The 17,431-nt window shown below is 40.6% G+C and carries 21 protein-coding genes and 1 tRNA gene; 9 read left to right on the top strand and 13 right to left on the bottom strand.

Annotated features, from left to right (window positions below):
• The first annotated feature begins 101 nt into the window (after positions 1 to 101).
• The 5 genes from PHY84_RS07000 to PHY84_RS06980 all read left to right on the top strand — a co-directional run bounded on the left by PHY84_RS07000 (position 102) and on the right by PHY84_RS06980 (position 3,768).
• On the top strand, positions 102 to 977 hold the full coding sequence (locus PHY84_RS07000; RefSeq protein WP_299858658.1) for an AraC family transcriptional regulator: 876 nt from the start codon (positions 102 to 104) through the stop codon (positions 975 to 977).
• A gap of 89 nt (positions 978 to 1,066) precedes the next feature.
• Positions 1,067 to 2,017: a CsgG/HfaB family protein gene (locus PHY84_RS06995; RefSeq protein ID WP_299858657.1), complete on the top strand. Its 951-nt coding sequence runs from the start codon at positions 1,067 to 1,069 to the stop codon at positions 2,015 to 2,017.
• Positions 2,004 to 2,354 (top strand): hypothetical protein, encoded by a 351-nt coding sequence (locus tag PHY84_RS06990; protein WP_299858656.1) that lies wholly within the window; start codon positions 2,004 to 2,006, stop codon positions 2,352 to 2,354. Before PHY84_RS06995 ends, PHY84_RS06990 begins: the two co-directional genes overlap by 14 nt.
• Entirely contained in the window at positions 2,351 to 2,719 is a 369-nt protein-coding gene (locus PHY84_RS06985; protein ID WP_299858655.1) for a DUF4810 domain-containing protein, read from the top strand. The genes PHY84_RS06990 and PHY84_RS06985 overlap by 4 nt, the downstream gene beginning before the upstream one ends.
• The gene (locus tag PHY84_RS06980; RefSeq protein WP_299858654.1) at positions 2,719 to 3,768 is read left to right on the top strand and encodes a GNA1162 family protein; all 1,050 of its coding nucleotides are present in this window, start codon (positions 2,719 to 2,721) and stop codon (positions 3,766 to 3,768) included. Before PHY84_RS06985 ends, PHY84_RS06980 begins: the two co-directional genes overlap by 1 nt.
• A gap of 83 nt (positions 3,769 to 3,851) precedes the next feature.
• Here the strand turns inward: PHY84_RS06980 and PHY84_RS06975 are convergent, their stop codons facing one another.
• The 6 genes from PHY84_RS06975 to PHY84_RS06950 are packed head-to-tail and all read right to left on the bottom strand — an operon-like array spanning position 3,852 to position 7,655.
• Positions 3,852 to 4,751 carry a class I SAM-dependent methyltransferase gene (locus PHY84_RS06975; RefSeq protein WP_299858653.1) on the bottom strand — a complete coding sequence of 300 codons (900 nt, stop codon included), beginning with the start codon at positions 4,749 to 4,751 and terminating at the stop codon, positions 3,852 to 3,854.
• On the bottom strand, positions 4,751 to 5,374 hold the full coding sequence (gene upp / locus PHY84_RS06970) for a uracil phosphoribosyltransferase (protein ID WP_299858652.1): 624 nt from the start codon (positions 5,372 to 5,374) through the stop codon (positions 4,751 to 4,753). Before upp ends, PHY84_RS06975 begins: the two co-directional genes overlap by 1 nt.
• 9 nt (positions 5,375 to 5,383) lie before the next feature.
• Positions 5,384 to 5,839: a hypothetical protein gene (locus tag PHY84_RS06965; RefSeq protein ID WP_299858674.1), complete on the bottom strand. Its 456-nt coding sequence runs from the start codon at positions 5,837 to 5,839 to the stop codon at positions 5,384 to 5,386.
• Positions 5,839 to 6,375, bottom strand: coding sequence for an iron-sulfur cluster assembly scaffold protein (locus PHY84_RS06960; protein ID WP_299858651.1), 537 nt, complete (start codon positions 6,373 to 6,375; stop codon positions 5,839 to 5,841). Before PHY84_RS06960 ends, PHY84_RS06965 begins: the two co-directional genes overlap by 1 nt.
• Positions 6,369 to 6,815 (bottom strand): dCMP deaminase family protein, encoded by a 447-nt coding sequence (locus tag PHY84_RS06955; RefSeq protein WP_299858650.1) that lies wholly within the window; start codon positions 6,813 to 6,815, stop codon positions 6,369 to 6,371. Before PHY84_RS06955 ends, PHY84_RS06960 begins: the two co-directional genes overlap by 7 nt.
• Positions 6,816 to 7,655, bottom strand: coding sequence for a peptidylprolyl isomerase (locus PHY84_RS06950; protein ID WP_299858649.1), 840 nt, complete (start codon positions 7,653 to 7,655; stop codon positions 6,816 to 6,818).
• A 114-nt stretch (positions 7,656 to 7,769) separates the two neighbouring features.
• Here PHY84_RS06950 and gltX point away from each other — a divergent pair, with 114 nt between their 5' ends.
• The 3 genes from gltX to PHY84_RS06935 are packed head-to-tail and all read left to right on the top strand — an operon-like array spanning position 7,770 to position 11,524.
• Positions 7,770 to 9,158 carry a glutamate--tRNA ligase gene (gene gltX / locus PHY84_RS06945; RefSeq protein ID WP_299858648.1) on the top strand — a complete coding sequence of 463 codons (1,389 nt, stop codon included), beginning with the start codon at positions 7,770 to 7,772 and terminating at the stop codon, positions 9,156 to 9,158.
• Positions 9,155 to 9,685 carry an alpha/beta hydrolase gene (locus PHY84_RS06940; RefSeq protein ID WP_299858647.1) on the top strand — a complete coding sequence of 177 codons (531 nt, stop codon included), beginning with the start codon at positions 9,155 to 9,157 and terminating at the stop codon, positions 9,683 to 9,685. The genes gltX and PHY84_RS06940 overlap by 4 nt, the downstream gene beginning before the upstream one ends.
• Positions 9,686 to 9,688: 3 nt before the next feature.
• Positions 9,689 to 11,524 carry an ABC-F family ATP-binding cassette domain-containing protein gene (locus tag PHY84_RS06935; RefSeq protein WP_299858646.1) on the top strand — a complete coding sequence of 612 codons (1,836 nt, stop codon included), beginning with the start codon at positions 9,689 to 9,691 and terminating at the stop codon, positions 11,522 to 11,524.
• Between the two features lie 16 nt (positions 11,525 to 11,540).
• Here PHY84_RS06935 and PHY84_RS06930 read toward each other — a convergent pair whose 3' ends face one another.
• The 4 genes from PHY84_RS06930 to PHY84_RS06915 are packed head-to-tail and all read right to left on the bottom strand — an operon-like array spanning position 11,541 to position 15,492.
• On the bottom strand, positions 11,541 to 12,350 hold the full coding sequence (locus PHY84_RS06930) for a hypothetical protein (protein ID WP_299858645.1): 810 nt from the start codon (positions 12,348 to 12,350) through the stop codon (positions 11,541 to 11,543).
• Positions 12,351 to 12,356: 6 nt separating this feature from the next.
• Positions 12,357 to 12,869: a YgjP-like metallopeptidase domain-containing protein gene (locus tag PHY84_RS06925; protein ID WP_299858644.1), complete on the bottom strand. Its 513-nt coding sequence runs from the start codon at positions 12,867 to 12,869 to the stop codon at positions 12,357 to 12,359.
• Entirely contained in the window at positions 12,857 to 14,227 is a 1,371-nt protein-coding gene (gene dbpA, locus PHY84_RS06920) for an ATP-dependent RNA helicase DbpA (RefSeq protein WP_299858643.1), read from the bottom strand. The genes PHY84_RS06925 and dbpA overlap by 13 nt, the downstream gene beginning before the upstream one ends.
• Before the next feature lie 14 nt (positions 14,228 to 14,241).
• Positions 14,242 to 15,492: an EAL domain-containing protein gene (locus PHY84_RS06915; protein ID WP_299858642.1), complete on the bottom strand. Its 1,251-nt coding sequence runs from the start codon at positions 15,490 to 15,492 to the stop codon at positions 14,242 to 14,244.
• Positions 15,493 to 15,566: 74 nt separating this feature from the next.
• Between PHY84_RS06915 and PHY84_RS06910 the strand changes: the two genes are divergently transcribed.
• A complete protein-coding gene (locus PHY84_RS06910) occupies positions 15,567 to 15,785 on the top strand; it encodes a hypothetical protein (RefSeq protein ID WP_299858641.1) in 219 nt (72 codons plus the stop codon).
• Between the two features lie 2 nt (positions 15,786 to 15,787).
• On the opposite strand, the gene PHY84_RS06905 is transcribed toward PHY84_RS06910, so the two are convergent.
• The 3 genes from PHY84_RS06905 to PHY84_RS06895 all read right to left on the bottom strand — a co-directional run bounded on the left by PHY84_RS06905 (position 15,788) and on the right by PHY84_RS06895 (position 17,400).
• Positions 15,788 to 16,036 carry an EscU/YscU/HrcU family type III secretion system export apparatus switch protein gene (locus PHY84_RS06905; RefSeq protein WP_299858640.1) on the bottom strand — a complete coding sequence of 83 codons (249 nt, stop codon included), beginning with the start codon at positions 16,034 to 16,036 and terminating at the stop codon, positions 15,788 to 15,790.
• On the bottom strand, positions 16,033 to 17,292 hold the full coding sequence (locus PHY84_RS06900) for a flagellar hook-length control protein FliK (protein WP_299858639.1): 1,260 nt from the start codon (positions 17,290 to 17,292) through the stop codon (positions 16,033 to 16,035). Before PHY84_RS06900 ends, PHY84_RS06905 begins: the two co-directional genes overlap by 4 nt.
• A 32-nt stretch (positions 17,293 to 17,324) precedes the next feature.
• A tRNA-Arg gene (locus PHY84_RS06895) sits at positions 17,325 to 17,400 on the bottom strand.
• Positions 17,401 to 17,431 lie beyond the last annotated feature (31 nt).

Raw genomic sequence — 17,431 nt, 5'->3', positions numbered from 1 at the left:
ATAAATTCTTCACTTTTTATGCTATAAAAACTATCTATTTTTGCTAAATAAAATATCTATTTTTGTACTAAAAATAAAGATATTTTGCTAGAATTATTGTCATGAAAAAAGAGACGCTTCAAAAAAGAGTACAAATTGCCAATGCTATCATGTACTATATTTACACGCACATAGAGACAAATATCGATATGGATGAGTTGAGCGAGGACTTGAAAGTCAGCAAATTTCATATGCACAGGATTTTTAAAGAGATATTTTCAAAAAACATCTATGAGAGCATAAAATCCATCCGACTGCAAAAAGCGTCCAATCTTCTTCTTACAAATAAATATTCGACCATCAGCGATGTGGCAAATATCTGCGGCTACAGCTCTCAGACATCCTTTTTACGGGTTTTTAAAGAGCGTTTTGGCATGACACCTAAAGAGTGGAAGAGCGGCGGATACAAAAAGTTTTCGCAAGATATCATAGAACAATCCAAAAAAGCCAGAAAATCAACCGCAAAATTTGATCACATTGAGCCTACCATAGTAAAAATGCCGCTGATTGAAGCGTACTACATAAGACACAGCGGCTACAATGCACAGATAAGCCGTACTTGGCAAAAGCTGCAAACTTGGATTTTTAGCAATAACATAACAGAGTACAAACAGATTGCTCTTTTTCATGACAACCCGACCGTAACGCCGCTTGCAGAGTGCCAGTATGTCGCATGTGTGGTGGTAGAAAAAGGCACTAAGGTTAAGAGCGACAGGCTACCCAAATTCAACATCTCGGATGGGATTTATGCAAAGTTTGATTTGGTGGGAGAGCAAGGCGACATGCTCAAGTTTATACAGTGGGTTTACCACGAGTGGCTCCCAAAGAGCGAGTACGAAACCACGACAAAACCGCCTTATGTTATATACAAAAAAAACAACTATCTAAGCGAGGATAGTAAGTTTGAGATTAGTTTTTATCTCTCTATCAAATTTTAGAGGCACCACTTAGTTAGTATTTATTAATCTTTAATAAATAAGATTTATTAAAGATTGTTTCAGATAGTATTTTCTTCTTGGAGGTTAACATGAAGAAGTATTTAAATTTGGTTATAGGAAGCAACTTGGTGTTTATGTTGGCGGGTTGCGGTGTATCGACGCCAGATGTCGTAAAAGTTGAAAAACCCACAAACACTCAGCCACAGATATCTGTGGTTAAGCAAGAGCCTGAATTAAAACGAAAAGTAGCTATTGCAAGATTTGGCAATGAAGCACAATATGGAAAATCAGCTCTTTTTGGTGTAAACAGTGATTATGTTGCAGAGAAGCAGGCAACGGATATTTTATCGGCAAAACTTGCGCAATCCGGAAAGTTTATTTTGCTTGAACGCAGCGATATTGATACTATCAACAAAGAAATAACCACCTTTAATTTGCAATCGCTTCAAATTGGTTCGGATTATTTGATTGTTGGTTCTGTTACAGAGTTTGGTCGCAAAAACATATCTGATACAAATGTTTTTTCACGCTCTAAAACACAGATGGCATATGCAAAGGTAAGTGTGAGGCTTATAGATGTTAAAACCGGGCAGGTGATTTTTGCACAAGAAGGAAGCGGAGAAGCTTTAAGTGAAGCCGGAACATCATTTGGACTTGGTAAACATGTCGGATATGATTCTACACTCAACGATAAGGCAATTTCAGCCGCTATTTCAAGTGTTGTAGATGGAATTATGCAAAATTTACTTAACAAACCTTGGCGTTCTTACGTGCTTTCGGTAGAAAATGGAAATGCACTTATTGCCGGTGGCGCAAAGCAAGGATTGCGCATTGGAGATAGTTTTGATGTTTATCAAAATGGTAAAAGTATTAAAAACCCGCAAACAGGGATGATGATAGAATTGCCGGGAGTTAAAGTTGCGACAATAAAAGTTGTTAGTCAATTTGGCAACACTTACACTGATGAAGGCTCTGTTTGTCAAGTTGTAAATGGTAATTTAGATGCCGCATCAGTAAAGGATTTGTATGTTCAAAAATAATATTAAATTATTAACGCTAGCAATAGCAATATTTTTTTCCGGTTGTGGCTATAAAGAAACTACGTACCAAACAAGAGATGTAGCATATTTAAAATTTGAAAAAGGCGCTTTTAAAAACTACACCGTAACAGTGAATGACAAATATACCTTTAAGCTTGATTCATGCGCAAAAGACCCAGAAGCAAAAGAAGCGGTGCAATGCCATGATAGCAACAATGTTTATGAGGTCACGAGCGGAAGCGTAAAGATATCTGTTATTGACGATAAAGGAAATTTAATTATGGATAAAACTGTTTATATTGGCTCAACCAATACTGTTATGGTGGAATTGCCATGAAAAAAACAATAAAATATTTAATAGCACCTTCAATGGCAATGTTTTTACTTAGCGGATGTGTTGAGCAGCCAAAACCTCTGTATAGTTGGGGCAATTATGTTGCAAGTACGGGTGAATATACTTTAAAAGGTCATGAAAAAGAGGTGCTCGAGAAGCATTCGGCAGAGCTTAAACATATAATAGAAGAATCTCAATCAAAAGATATGAGAGTTCCTCCGGGAATTTATGCAGAGTATGCTCAGGTACTGTTTGAATCTAACCAACCATCGGAAGCTAAAAAGTACTTTCTTCTTGAGAAAAACACTTATCCTGAATCAAGCACATTTATTGACAGAGTAATCAAAAAACTTTATGGAGATAATTAATGAGTAGAATAGTTTTTACATCTAGTATATTTGCTGTAGCTTTATTATTATTTACGGGCTGTGCGCCAAAAGTTTCTAAGATTACTTTAGGCGATTATTATCCAAAAGTTTATGCCAGCAACACAAAATCAATCTTAGTATTGCCGGCGAAAAACACTACCACATCAGTGGATGCCACGGATCATTTTCGCTATACTATAACCAAACCGCTCGCAGAGAAAGGTTACTATGTTTACCCGGTGCATCTGGTAGATTCTTTTTTTAAAAGTGAAAACTTATCAGACACTAATATAATTCATAGCATACCCGTTTCAAAACTAAAGGATATTTTTGCACCGGATGCTATTTTATATGTTGATATTAATGCTTGGGATACTGGCTATACCGTGATGGATAGTCACGTAGATGTCGGCTTGTCATTTTCTTTAATTGACGCCAAGACAGAAGAGGAGTTGTGGCAAAGCAATGCGTATGCTTACTCATACGAAGGGCTAGACGGCAATAATGGGTTGGCCGGTCTAATAATTTCTGCTATTACAACTGCATTAAATACAGCAACTGATTATACAAAATTAGCCGGTGTTGCAAATAATGCAGGTGTCTCGCTACTTCCTGCCGGTAGATATAATCCGCTATATAAAAAAGATAAAGATTTAGCATTGACATTTTTAGATATTGCCAAATTAGATGGCAGTAGATTATATGTAGATGAGTATTTTATATATGGCAATAAACAAGAAGGCAAAGTCGCCTTAACTATCAATCGTAGGGCAAAGGGGTATTTTGCATTTCCGGTAACCGATATGAATTGGTTTGCGCATAACGGGTATTCAAATTACTATATTACACAAGAAATCAAAGGAAAAAAATATTTAAGAAACCGTTTTTTTCTCTATGAGAACAATCGCCCGTTTTTGCTTGCAGAAGGGAAAAAAGTATTTGTTCAAACTGAGACGGACGGAACAATCCCTTTTAGCGAAGAAGGAGGTAGATTTTATTTCAATATTGAAAAAATAATTGAACTAAAATCACCGGAAAGCAAATCTTAATTTAGAATCTATCCTGCAAACAAATCTCCATTTTATCCACTCCCTATTTATTTGGGATTGGAAAATGGGGGGGGGTTCAATCCCTATGGTTTTTTAAACCCTATTTTCCTTGCGCTCAAAAAGAAATAATCTTTCCCTGTAACGACTACACGATACTTTTTTTGCTGGAGATACTTTTTGCAAAAGTGGATATCCTTTAAAACTAGACTAAGTTCGCTAAAGTTGTAGTTTGGGGCTTTTGCACCGTATATCATCTCGCCGTCTATCCAGCGGCAGTTTGGAAAACCAAGCACTATGCTGCCGCTCTCACTTAAGTAGTTTTGGTAAAGAGACATAAAAGTGGCGTTAAACTCTATGTTGGAGCTTTGCAATGTGCCGATTGAGATAATGAGGTCAAATTTTCCTAAGTTTAGCTCATTTAGTTTGTTGATATCATGACAAAAAAACTCTACATTTTTATCTGTTCTAAACTCATCTTTTGCGTAAGCTATGGCTGAAGCGGAGTAGTCAATACCGACAAATTCTATCTTCTCAAATATATCATGTCCGAGTATCTCTTTGATAACTACAAACTCATCGCCGCTGTTGACACCGAGGTTTAAAACTCTTTTTTTGTTTTTGATATCGACAAATTCGAGTGCATTTTGGTAGTGGTATAAAAAACTGAACTCTTTTGTTTTATCGATAGCAAAAAATTGGCTTTGTACGCCGTACTTTTCACTGCCTGTGTCATTAGAGTTGTGAAATGAGCTATCCGTTGCAAGTTTTTGAAATCTTAAGGTTGTGGTTGTTTCATCTTTTTTAAATGGTGTAAGGAGTTTCATGGTAAAAAGCTGTGCCAAATCGACAAAGGTTTTGTAGCCAAAATAGTCTATATCGGTGTCTAGCAACGATACTTCGACAATCTCTCCCGACTCTATTTGCAGTGCAAAAAAAGCGTTTAAAATCTCCCTTGCACTTACGCTTTTTAGCTCAATAACCATTATTCCGGAGTATTGTAAGAGCGGTCTCCCGCATCTCCAAGCCCTGGGATGATAAACTTGTCATCGTTTAGTTTTTCATCTATCTGTGCGATGTAGATATCTACTTCCGGATATGCGTGGCTTACTTTTTCTAAGCCCTCCGGAGAGCCGATGATGTTTAGCGTTATTATCTTAAGCGGCTCTCTTTTTGAGATAAGTTCTAGTGCGTCCATCATAGAGCCGCCCGTTGCGACCATCGGGTCAACCAAAATAACGATTTTGCCCTTGCACTTAGGCAATCTGTCGTAGTATAGAACGCTTTTGTGTGTAGTCTCATCCCTCTTCATCGCCAAAAATCCGGCAGAAGCCCCCGACAGCACATCTACGGCACTATCAAGCATCGGCATGCCTGCCCTTAAAACCGTTGCGACTATGATGTTTGCTTCGTCTATCACCTCGTAGCTCTCCTTACCACGCCATGTCGTGATACTTTTTTTAACCAAACACGGCTCTTTAAGTGCTTCATAGAGTAGCTGTTTGGTAATCTCGCCTATGGTGTGTCGAAACCTAAGCGCATCGCTGCTTTGGTCTCTTAGATGCGCAATCAGTGTTTTTGTCAGTGGATTTGAGAGTTCGTAAACCATTTTTTGACCTTATGAGAGTATATGTCTTAGCTGCATTGCGTACCACAACACAACTAGGTTAAGCAGAAAAATCATCATAGAACTGGCACGTGAGACTATCTTTTGGAGTGTAGTACGAGTGTTTTTATGCGTTTTGAGTGCAATGCGCATATGGATAATAGTCAGAAGCGTAATAGTGCCTACATAAAAAAGTTTGTTACCCATCATATAGCCGAGCGTTGATTCGTTTATATCGAGTGTAAGCACCGAAATAAGATTAAAATGAAAAAAGAGAAAACCGCCTGTACTTATAAGCACAATAAGCCAAAAAGTCTCAAAATAGCCATAGATGGGTCCAAGATACTCATAGGTTTGTGCTTGCGCCTCTTTGCCCTTAAGAAGTATGCCAAGCGCAAAAAGAAGCAAAGAGCCGCCAATCCACGCTGTTGCTGCCAGTATGTGGATATATAAAACAACATTGACCATCACTTAACCTCTTTTTTGACAAAATGGCACTCAGTAGTAGAGTAGGGACACATTTTTGAGATACTTAGCTCAAACTGCTCCTCTTCTATACCCCCCTGTTTGCGCTCATAGTGACGCATTGCGGCACGAAAAGCGGTTAGTACCATATTTGCGCTGTCTTGATGCTCTGTTGAGATGCGTTCCACCTGCTCACCTTCAGGCTTTGAAGTATCTACCTTTGGCTTTGGAAGCGATGCGTAACTCTCTTGCAAATCCTTCTCTAACGCCGCAGCAGTTTCAAGTGCGTTTTCTACAGTATCGCCTTTTATCATCTCCGTAAAAAGCGAGCCAAGTGTCGTTGTGTCTTGTGTGCCGTTTGTTCCAAACATCACATCCAAGATGCTCTCTTCGTCTCTTTTGATATACATAATCACATAACTTTTTGTCGCATGGTCTATCCCCACGCCGACACATGACGCATCCTCAAGTTTGCCGTAGTTCTCCGGCTGCATCAGATGCTTGCCGATTTCTGCACGCAACTCTTTATCTTCTACCATTGCTCTTCTCCAAGTTTTTCTATACTTACGCCGTTGTCTTTGATAAATTTTGAGATTACCTCTGAGTGTGTATGCTCGTAGGGTTTGAGATACACTATACGCTCTATACCGCTAGCAATGATATTTTTACTACACTCGCTACACGGCTCAAGCGTCACATAGATAGTAGCTCCCTCAACGCTTATCCCTTTTCTTGCCGCCCAGATAATGGCATTCATCTCTGCGTGGATTTCGTATGTTTTAGACCACTCGTGATGTTCTGAGGTATAGTTGCCATCCCAATGCTCACGACAGTTTATATATCCCGCAGGCGTTCCGTTGTAGCCGGTGGAGAGAATCCGTCCGTCTTTAACGATGACAGCTCCCACCTGTTTTGAGACACACTTTGAAGCAGTAGCTATCTCTTTGGCGATATTGATAAAATTAATATCGCTTAACATCTACTTTGCTTCTCGAATAAGCACAATATCGGCGTTCCCCCGTAGCCTTGCAAAATAATCGCTCAAAACCTGCTCTCTTTTTGCACCCATAACAAGATTGGCAAGCTGGCTTTTCATCTCTTCATAACTGCTTTTAGAAGGCTTCTGAGTCTCTTTAACATAAAAACTCATATACGCCCCTTTTTGATCCATAATGATAGGAGTAAAACTTTTAGGCTCTGTTTTTTCCAAAAGCTGTGCTAGTTCTGGGGAGAGAGTGTCATAAGGGAGCGTTCTCTCCTCAATCTTTACTTCACTTGAAGATAAAACAGGCGTTGCGATTTTTTTTCTGAGTGCCTCTTCGTTTGATGAGGAGTACAACGTTACCACAAAAGCTTTCGGACGGGAAAACTCCTCTTTATGAAGCTCATAGTACTCTTTCATTACCTCTTCACTAGGAGCTTCCATTGATGCGTAGGCTATAGCAGAGTAGAGTTTTTGTGAGAGAAGTTTCTCTTTGATTTTCTCTTTAAATTCTGCCGAATTTAGGCCATTGGACTCACGAACCGTATCGTAGAGCTGGTCAATACTCATCTTGTTTGAAGCAGCCATTTTTTTGATATCTTCATACACCTCAGTAGAGTTAACGCTGATTTTTCTCTCCACAATCTCGGCAGCTTCAAGCTTTTTACGTATCAAAATATCTCTTGCTGCCATTGCATCGGTTTTTGAGAGGCGCATCTCACCACTAACATCTTGAAGTGTTATAGGCTCTCCCTTGACAACGGCACTCACGCCGTTAATCAGTTCTGCGCTCAGGAGTGTGGCAAATAAAAACGGTACCAAGACTATTTTAAACATGATAATTTCCTCTTAAGGGTGCCTCTAGGTACCCTTGAATTAAAGATGGCTATTTTACCCGCTTTTAACAAATGTTTGCTTAAAATTACGCAACTTAAATAGAAGGCTTTTTTTATGGTTGTAACTCGTTTTGCTCCAAGTCCTACGGGCTATTTGCACATCGGCGGTTTGAGAACGGCTCTTTTTTCTTATCTTTGGGCAAGAAAAAACGGCGGCAAGTTTCTTCTTCGCATTGAAGATACTGACAAGGCAAGAAACTCGCAAGAGGCGGCAGAGGCGATTGTAAAAGCATTTCACTGGCTCGGTCTTGAACATGACGGCGAGATAACCTACCAATCCCAAAGAGACGATATCTACGCTATCTATATCAAACGGCTTTTGGATGAGGGCAAGGCGTATCGATGCTACATGTCCAAAGAGGAGCTTGATGCGCTTAGGGAGGAGCAGACCGCCAACAAAGAACGGGCAAAGTATGACGGCAGATACCGTGAATTTAACGGCACTCCGCCTGAAGGTATAGAGCCTGTTATCCGTATCAAAGCACCTCTAAGCGGCGAAATAGTCGTCCATGACGGCGTCAAAGGTGATGTTGTTTTTAAAGCGGAAGATATTTTGGATGATTTTGTTATCGCAAGAGGTGACGGTTCACCTACATATAACTTTGTCGTGGCGATTGATGACCATCTTATGGGCGTAACAGAAGTTATCCGCGGAGATGACCATCTCTCCAACACGCCAAAACAGATAGTGGTTTATGAAGCACTCGGATTTAGCGTACCGAAGTTTTACCATGTACCGATGATTCACAACCACGAGGGCAAAAAACTCTCCAAAAGAGACGGTGCAACGGATGTTATGGCGTACAAAGAGATGGGCTACACACCACAAGCACTACTCAACTTTTTAGTGCGTCTTGGATGGAGCAACGGGGATCAGGAGATTTTTTCTATGGAGGAGATGATGGAGTGTTTCAACCCTAAGAACATCAACCGCTCCGCTTCCATCTACAACACCGAAAAGCTTGAGTGGCTCAACTCCCACTATATCAAGAACACACCAAACGAGGAGTTGGCAGAGCTGCTAGAAGCGTATGGGCTGCTGCTTACATCCCATGACAAAAAAGAGATTTTGCTTGACGCACTCAAAGAGCGCGCAAAAACGCTCAAAGAGATGGCACAGCTTGTAAATGAAATCATCATAGCTCCTGAGAGTTTGGATGAAAAAGCCGTTGAAAAGGCGTTTAAAGGCGATGCACGCGAAGTGCTTGAAAACTTTGCCGCAAAAGTAAGTGCGGCAGATGAGCTTCATCTTCCAAGCGACTATCACCATCTTATGGAAGAGGTCGTCAAAGAGATGAACATCGGCTTTGGCAAAATCGGACAGCCGCTCAGAGTGGCACTTTTAGGCAAAATGAGTGGTCCGGGGCTTGATAGTGTTATGGCGATTATCGGCAAAGATGAGACGATAGCAAGAGTAAAGAGCGCACTCGCACAGATTGCATGAAAAGAGTTTTGATTCTTCATGGCTGGGGCGGAAGCGATTTTCCCCACTGGCAGAGCCGGTTGGCGTGTGAACTTGCAAAAGATTACGGATGTGTGAGCTTTTTGAAGTTTAGCAATATTGATTTTCCAAACAAAGATATCTGGCTTGGGGAGCTTCGAGCAGAGATAGCGGCATTTGCGCCAAATGTAGTTGTCTGCCACTCCATCGCAAACACGCTTTGGTTTCATCTTTGTAGCGGCGGCGCTACTATGGAGCTTGAGAAGCTTTTTCTTGTTGCTCCGCCTAGTTTTGGATGCAACATCAAAGAGCTTGAGAGTTTTTTTCCATGCCATGTCCCTAAAAAACTCTATGCAAAAGAGGCACTTCTCATCACCTCAACAAACGATCCATACATGTCGCAAGATGAGGCGGCAGAACTTCAAAATGCACTCAAAATAGAGATGAAAGTTTTACAAAATGCTGGGCATATAAATACAGCCGGCGGCTATGGCGAATGGCAGTGGATACTAGAAGAGATAAAAAGGTAACAGATGATACAACTTATAAATATTTCAAAAAATTTCGGCAAACAAGAGCTTTTTAGCAATCTTAACTTTAAACTAAACCCAGGCAATAAAGTCGGTTTGGTCGGTAGAAACGGCAGCGGTAAATCAACGCTTTTTAAACTTATCCTTGGCGAAGAGACGCCCGATAGCGGTGAAGTAGTTATCCCAAAAGGGTATAAGATAGGTGCCTTAAAGCAGTATTTGGAGTTTAGCGAGAGCACTCTTAGAGAAGAGGCGGCACTTGCACTTGAAGAGGATATGAAGTACGATATCTACCGTGTCGAGAAGATTTTATTTGGTTTGGGCTTTACGCAGGAGGATTTGGATAAAAATCCGCTCTCATTCTCAGGCGGGTATCAAATCCGCATCAACCTTGCAAAACTGCTTGTCACGGAGCCGAATCTGCTCCTTTTGGATGAGCCGACAAACTACCTCGACATTCTCTCGCTTAGATGGTTAAAAAACTTTTTAAAAGCCTTTGAGGGCGAGGTTATCATCATCACCCACGACAGAGACTTTATGGATGGTGTAACTACGCATACGATGGGGATTATCCGCAGAAACCTGAGCATCATTCAGGGTGATACACATAAATTTTACGACCAGTTAAAAGCAAATGAAGAACTTTACGAGAAACAGAAAATTTCTCAAGACAAAAAGGTAAAAGAACTTGAAGATTTTATCGCCCGCAACAAAGCACGTGCTTCAACCGCCGCTCTTGCACAGTCAAAAGTAAAACAGCTTGAAAAGATGGATTTGCTTGAAGATTTGGGCTATGACTCTACGCTTGAGTTTGAGTTTAACTACAAAGATACGCCTGCAAAAGTACTGCTTGATGTAAAAAATCTCTCTTTTGGATATACGCCGGACAATATTTTGTTCAAAAATATCTCTTTTGTACTACAAAAGGGAGAGCGTCTTGGCATCATCGGAAAAAACGGAAAAGGTAAATCCACACTTCTAAATACCATCGCAGGAGAGTTAAAAGCACTTAGCGGCGAAGTTCACATGCACACGACTACGGAATTTGCACACTTTGGACAGACAAACATCGCAAGACTGCATCCAAACAGCACCGTTTTAGATGAGATTCACTCCGCAAACACAAAACTCTCCGCACAAACTATCAGGGGCATCGCGGGGGCTATGATGTTTAGCGGCGATAGTGCCGACAAAAAAGTCTCGCTTCTCTCAGGGGGCGAAAAAAGCCGTGTCATGCTGGGTCAGATTTTGGCACGCAATGTCAATCTTCTCTTTTTGGATGAGCCTACAAACCACCTAGATATGGACTCCATAGAGGCACTAACCGTAGCGATTCAAAACTTCAAAGGCTCCGTTATCATCGTAACCCACTCCGAAGAGCTGCTGCGCCGCGTGTGCGACAGGCTTATCGTCTTTACAAGAAGCGGTGCGGAGTATTTTGACGGCGGCTACGACCTCTTCTTGGAAAAAATGGGCTGGGAAGAGGAAGAAGAGGATGATTTCATCAAGCCAAAACCAAAAAACAGCTTTAAAGACAACAAAAAAACAAAAGCCGATTTGGTAAGAAACAAAAACAAACTCGTCTCTCCCATAAAGAAAAAGATAGAGAAGATGGAAGCTTCCATCATAAAAAGCGAAGAAACAGTCGCATCCCACCAAAAAAAGCTTCTTGAAGCAACAACAAAGGGAGACAGCTTTAAAATCATAGAGTTCTCAAAACTCGTCTCAATGGAGCAAAAAGAGGTAGAGAAGATGTTTGAACTGCTAGAGATTTTACAAAACGAGTTTGACACGATTTCAGAAGATTTTGATGCTAAAATTGCAGAGGTTGGGGATTAACCTCTACCTTTGAAAATCACAAACCAATCCTTGAACTAAAGCTTTTAATACTCTCGTCCTCTTTTTGGATGAAGTGTTGCAGCAGACACTCCATCTGGTCGTTCTCTTTTTTTTGCGAGAGCAGTTGCAGTTTTTCTAGCATTATCTGAGAGTTTGCGCTGTTGTCCACAAGATAGAGAACCACAAAAGTGTTATCATCCCATCTAATAAGCATATCATCTTGGCGGGTAACACTTTTGAGGTTATGTGTAAGTGTTTTTAAGAGCACTTCATCATCTCTTAGTTTTGTAGCATCTTTTTTCTTTGCCTCTATGCGTACCGCACTTATGATTTTTTTGTTAAAGAGTGCAGCATCTTGGAAGCTTTGGGCTATCTGTGTAAAGTAGTTTTTTGAGTAGGCTCCGCTTTTTGTATCTACGCTTGTGTTGTTCTCAATCATAATGCGTTTGATAAGCGTTTGTGTGATGTCGCTAAATGTCACGACAGCATACTCTTCAATCTTTTGGACACAAACAGAAAAAGCATGCGGCTCGTAAGTCGGTGTAACCATACTTACAAGGCGCTGCGCTGCGTCTAACTCCAAAATCTCATCTATCCAGTTTACTCCTTTTTCTAGTTTTTCTCCATGAAAGTACGAGGGATGCGGGACAAAGTTTCGCACAAACGGACCAAACTCCTGCTTGTACTGCTCTAGTGACGCAACGGCAAAAAATTTCTCAAAAGCTTTATTGACTAAAATGGGTTCTTTTTCTTGAAATATCACTATCAAATCTTTTTGCGCATCTGCAACAGCGCGAATTATGGCTAAACTCGTCTCTTCTCTCATATTTAGCTAGCTCCAATCTTCTATCTTGCCAAAAATATCTATTTGTGTCAAATACAATCTAACATCAAACTCTACTTGATGATATGACGGTTGCATATATCGGCAGAGACTGTAAAATGCTTTATTATGCTCTCTTTCTCTAAAATGCGCCAGCTCATGGACTGCTATCATCTCCAAAAATTCCAACGGAACATTTTTAAAAATCGAAGCGATGCGAATCTCATTTTTGCTCTTAAGTTTTATGCCCTGTACCCTTGAAATGATGTGATGGGTACCCAAGGCGTTATGAATAACATTGATTTTGCCGTCATAAACTACCTTGCTTAAAGTCGGCGCATTTTTTATAAATGCGCTCTTAATCTCATTTACATAGGCAAAGAGTGCTTTGTCCGTTTTCAGAGTATGTGCTTTTGGATATTTTGTTTTGAGGTGATGTGCCAGTTTCTCTTGCTCTATAAGCTCTAAAACCTGCTTTCTTATCGCCTCCGGATAGTGGGAAAGATATTTTAAAGAATCCAAACCGAAAACTTCTTTCCTTTGATTTTTCCATTTTTTAGTTTCTCATACGCCTCATCTATCTTGGAAGCTTCTATGGCAACATAGCTTTGTCTGTCGTAAATATCTATCTTACCGATGGAGCTGCCGCTTAGTCCTGCCTCTCCCGTAAGTGCGCCCAAAATATCTCCTGCACGAACTTTATCTTTTTTACCGCCCTCGATAACAAGCGTGATATTTTGCGGCTTCATCTCAAAACCGCTATGTCTCTCTAGGCTCTGCGCATCTTCAAAGATACGGTTCTGACTTCTGTACTCCTCTGTCTTCTCCTCTTCGTAAGGAGCAAAAAGCGTAAATGCCAACCCCTCCGCTCCCGCTCTAGCCGTTCTGCCGATGCGGTGTGTGTAGGTCTCTTGCGTATGCGGCAAATCATAGTTGACGACCATAGAGAGCTCTTTGATGTCAAGTCCTCGTGCCGCAACATCGGTTGCCACTAACACCGGAGTACTCTTGTTAGCAAACTGCACTAACACATCATTTCTCTCGTACTGCTCCAAATCGCCGTGAATTGCGAGTGCATCGATTCTATTTTTCTGTAAAGTTTCGGCTATTTCTATAACCTCAGCCTTTGTGTTTGCAAACACGATAACATTGTTAGGCTTGAAGTTACTCAAGATATTGATGAGAGTATCTATCTTTTGTCCATTTTGCACCTCATAAAACCGCTCTGTTATCTTGTTGGCAACTTCATGATGGGTTGTTTTTACACTTATAGCATCTTTTTGTATTGATGCACTGACAGATAAAATCTCCTCTGCAAAAGTTGCAGAGAAGAGAAGTGTTTGCCGCGACTCTGGAACAAAATCCAAAACCTCATTTATCTCATCGCTAAAACCCATATCCAGCATTCTGTCGGCTTCATCAAGCACAAGTGTCGTCACATCTTCAAGCAGAAGCGTCCCTTTTTTTAGATGTTTTAAAATCCTTCCCGGTGTCCCCACTACGATATGCGCACCATGACGAAGTGAGCCAAGCTGGGGACCAAAAGCCTCACCGCCGCAAAGCGTCAAAATCTTTATATTGTGCGTAAATTTGGCAAGAAGCCGTAGTTCTTTAGCCACCTGATCGGCGAGTTCGCGGGTTGGGCAAAGCACCAAAGACTGAACACGAAACTTCTTAACATCAAGCCTGCTAAGAAGCCCGATTCCAAACGCCGCCGTCTTTCCGCTTCCCGTTTTTGCCTGAGCTATCACGTCCATGCCCTCTAGGATGTAGGGCAAACTAGCCTCTTGGATGGGTGTCATCTCGGTAAAGCCTATCTCACCAAGGTTGCAAAGCATCTCTTTGCTAATGGAAAGTGCGGCAAAATCTCTTTTATTCACTGTTTCTATCTCTTTTATATTTTCGTTGCATCTTCAAAAAGCACCGCTTGTCTCATGCTCTCAAGCACCAAATCATCGATTATTTCCTCTTGAAGGTTGTATTTTTTCTCAAAAAGAGCGACTTTATCCGTATGAAACTGCTCTATATCCTTAACAAGCGCATATATATCGCCAAGCACCCCTTTTTCATAAAGCAGCGCATCTTTTACAGTATCATCTACGTGAAGCTCCTCTAAAATATCTTCGATTTTTCTCCCAAAAATAGTATCTAAGAGCGACAAAACACCGACAAAATAAGCTTGACCAAGCATGTTGCTGCCGGCATCTGGCTGAAGTTTTTTCAGGATTAAACGCATAAGTTCTGTTCTGTTTTCTACCATAAGCACAAGAGGCGAGACTTCACCGCCTTTGGCAACTGCTTTTGCATAAATCATAAACATCAGCCACTGCGCAAGAGGCGTTCTTCCCATAAGTACCAAAACGTGGTGGATGGACGCTATCTTTTTTTGAAAATGAAAAATACCGGAGTTGATATAGCGAAGAAGCTGTAAAGTAATAGCGTGATTTTTCTCAAATTCTGCCGCTATCTCATCAATATTTGTATCTTCCATAAGCAGCCTGTAGAGCCTTAAAATATCTGCCTGTGATGGGTTGCACTGTTTACCCTCAAAAATTTTTGGTTCCGCAAAAAAGTAACCCTGAAAAAGTTCACATCCCAAACTCAGCGCCATCGCATGCTTTTGTTCATCTTCAATCTTTGTGCCGACAACAACTACTCCCATCGCCTTTATCTGCTCAATAATCTCTTTTGTTTCGCTGTTGTTTATAAACGGAGCATGCATATTTACTTTTACATAAGAGAGTTCACTCCATGCCTCTTTATACTTTTGTACCGTATTTGCATCAAGCGCAATCTCATCAAGCGCTAAAATAAAACCTTTTGATTTAAGCTGTTGCAGCCTCTCCACAACACGCTCACCCATAGGCACATCTTCAAGTAAAGAGAAGATAAAAAACCGGCTTGGGATAGTAAAAACAATGTCATTGAGAAGAAATTTTTCACCAATCTTGATAAAGGCTCTGCGCTCTCCAAGTACCTCGTTCGTTCCAAGCTTGTTTAAAATGGTGCTAATAACCATTGCCGAGCGAAAATCATTGTGCGCATAACTGTCTGCTTTTTCTTCTTCTGAGTACAAAACCTCGTATGCACTAAGGTTTCCATCTCTATCCAGAATGGGCTGACGTCCTAAATAGATATTTTCCATATATAACCTCATTACATAATAACAAATTATAGTATGTTTTTGCTACAATAGACATTATAAATCAAGGAGAAACCATGCAAGCAGAAGAACTTTTAGGAGACACGATTGAGTATCTTATCGAGGAACTAAAAAAAGCAATTACGCACTCAGAAGCCATCGCCACGCAGGTACAAAATGGAGAAATGGGAGCGTATGAAGGGTTTATGGAGAGTGAGAAATATAGTGCCAGAATTCTAGAACTTGGAAGAAAACTCAAGGAAAAAGGGCTTGACATTACCCAAATGGATCTTTAACTCTATTTTTTACTCACCTTATAAATAAAAGCAAAAACTTCCGCAACTGCCTTATATAGAGCTTCTGGTACTTCTTTATCAAGCTCTACTTTTGAGAGCAGTTCTATAAGGTCTTCATCTTTTTTTATCGGCAGATTGTGAAGTTCAGCGATTTTGATAATATTTTCTGCCGTATTTCCCTGCCCTTTTGCCACCACGCGGGGCGCATTCTCCTTTGCTGCATCATATCTGAGTGCCGCCGCTTTTTTCATACTTTTACCTCAAATCCCATATCAATATCTCTTTGCTCACTCCCATACGCTAAAAGCGGATTATTTTTGGTTGCATCAAAGATACGAATCTCTCTTGGTATGATTTGCGCCTCTATAAGTACACTGCGCAAGGATGCGATGTTCTCCTTTACTCTCTCTTTTAGTGTAATGCTATCGGAGTAGATATGGATATTTATCTGGTTTTCATCATAGAGTGTAAGCTTGAGTTTTAGTGTGCCGTACTCTTTGAGCATGAGGTCGATATCACAGTAAAACGCACTGTTTTTATCCTTGTTTATAGCGATACTTCCCTCCTCCAAATCATCCCATGAAAAAGGAAGATAGAGCGATGAGGAGTTTGAGAGATGTGACAAAAGCTGAAAATAGTCTATCTGAAGCAGCGCTTTATCAATCTGCTTTAAAATCTCCTGCCGGTTTGGGTGTGAGGACTTTGCCATCTCATCATTTGCCTGAAGCAAAACAGCCTTTAAATCTTGCGCTAAAATCTCTTTGACACTCTCTTGTACTTCAAGTTTTTGAGGGTTGGTAAATACAACAAGTTTTGCGAGTTGCTTCTCAAAGGCTTTTGTGTGTAGAACATCTGTACTTTTTGCTGCTTCGCCAAGCTTTGAGACAACCTCTTCAACCCCTTTTGCCAAACGTACTAATGCGGCTTTATCGACTTTTGGCGTCTCCGTAACATATGTTAGATTTGCTTCTTTTAGTATTGGTGTAGCTAAAAGTTCTTTAATCGTTTGGAGCGCTAGTTTTGCAGCCGGTACATCACTTTTTGCGACAGTTTTTTCAAGCTCTTGCAGCAGATTTTTGAGCTCCATTTGAGGATTTTGTACGTTTTTAAGTCTGGATTCCAAAAAAACACCGGAATTTTCAAATTTTTGCTTGAGGGCGGGTTCGTTTACCTCTTTTATATCAAAAAGAAATTTTTTTAAAACACCCTGCATCGGCAGAGGATTTTTTTCATCCTCAAGAACTTGAAGAAGCTCTTTAATCGTCTCTGAGAAGCTACCCAAACTCTTAAGGGTCGGATTGTTTTTTAGAACTCCCAAAAGAGTGGTGTTAGCATCGCTGTTTTGCGCACTCTCTTTTAAAATAGACCCTAAAACAGAGGCTAAATCCCTGCTTTTTAAAATCATCTCCATCTCTTTTGGAGCAGCCTCTTTTAAAACAACCGCTAACGCCTTGTTAGTGTTAGGAACAATAATCTCAAGCTGTTTATTGGCGTATAGATTTATCATAAGTGAAGTATAGCATTTGTTGCTCTTTTTTGTGGTCTCCCCACGAGGAATCGAACCTCGAGCTATCCCTTAGGAGGGGACTGCTTTATCCTGTTAAGCGATGAGGAGCAAAGACAGATGCAATTTTAGCATTAAAAAC

This window comes from Sulfurimonas sp., assembly GCF_028694605.1.
Lineage (GTDB): Bacteria > Campylobacterota > Campylobacteria > Campylobacterales > Sulfurimonadaceae > Sulfurimonas.
This window is presented reverse-complemented; position numbering and strand designations above follow the sequence as displayed.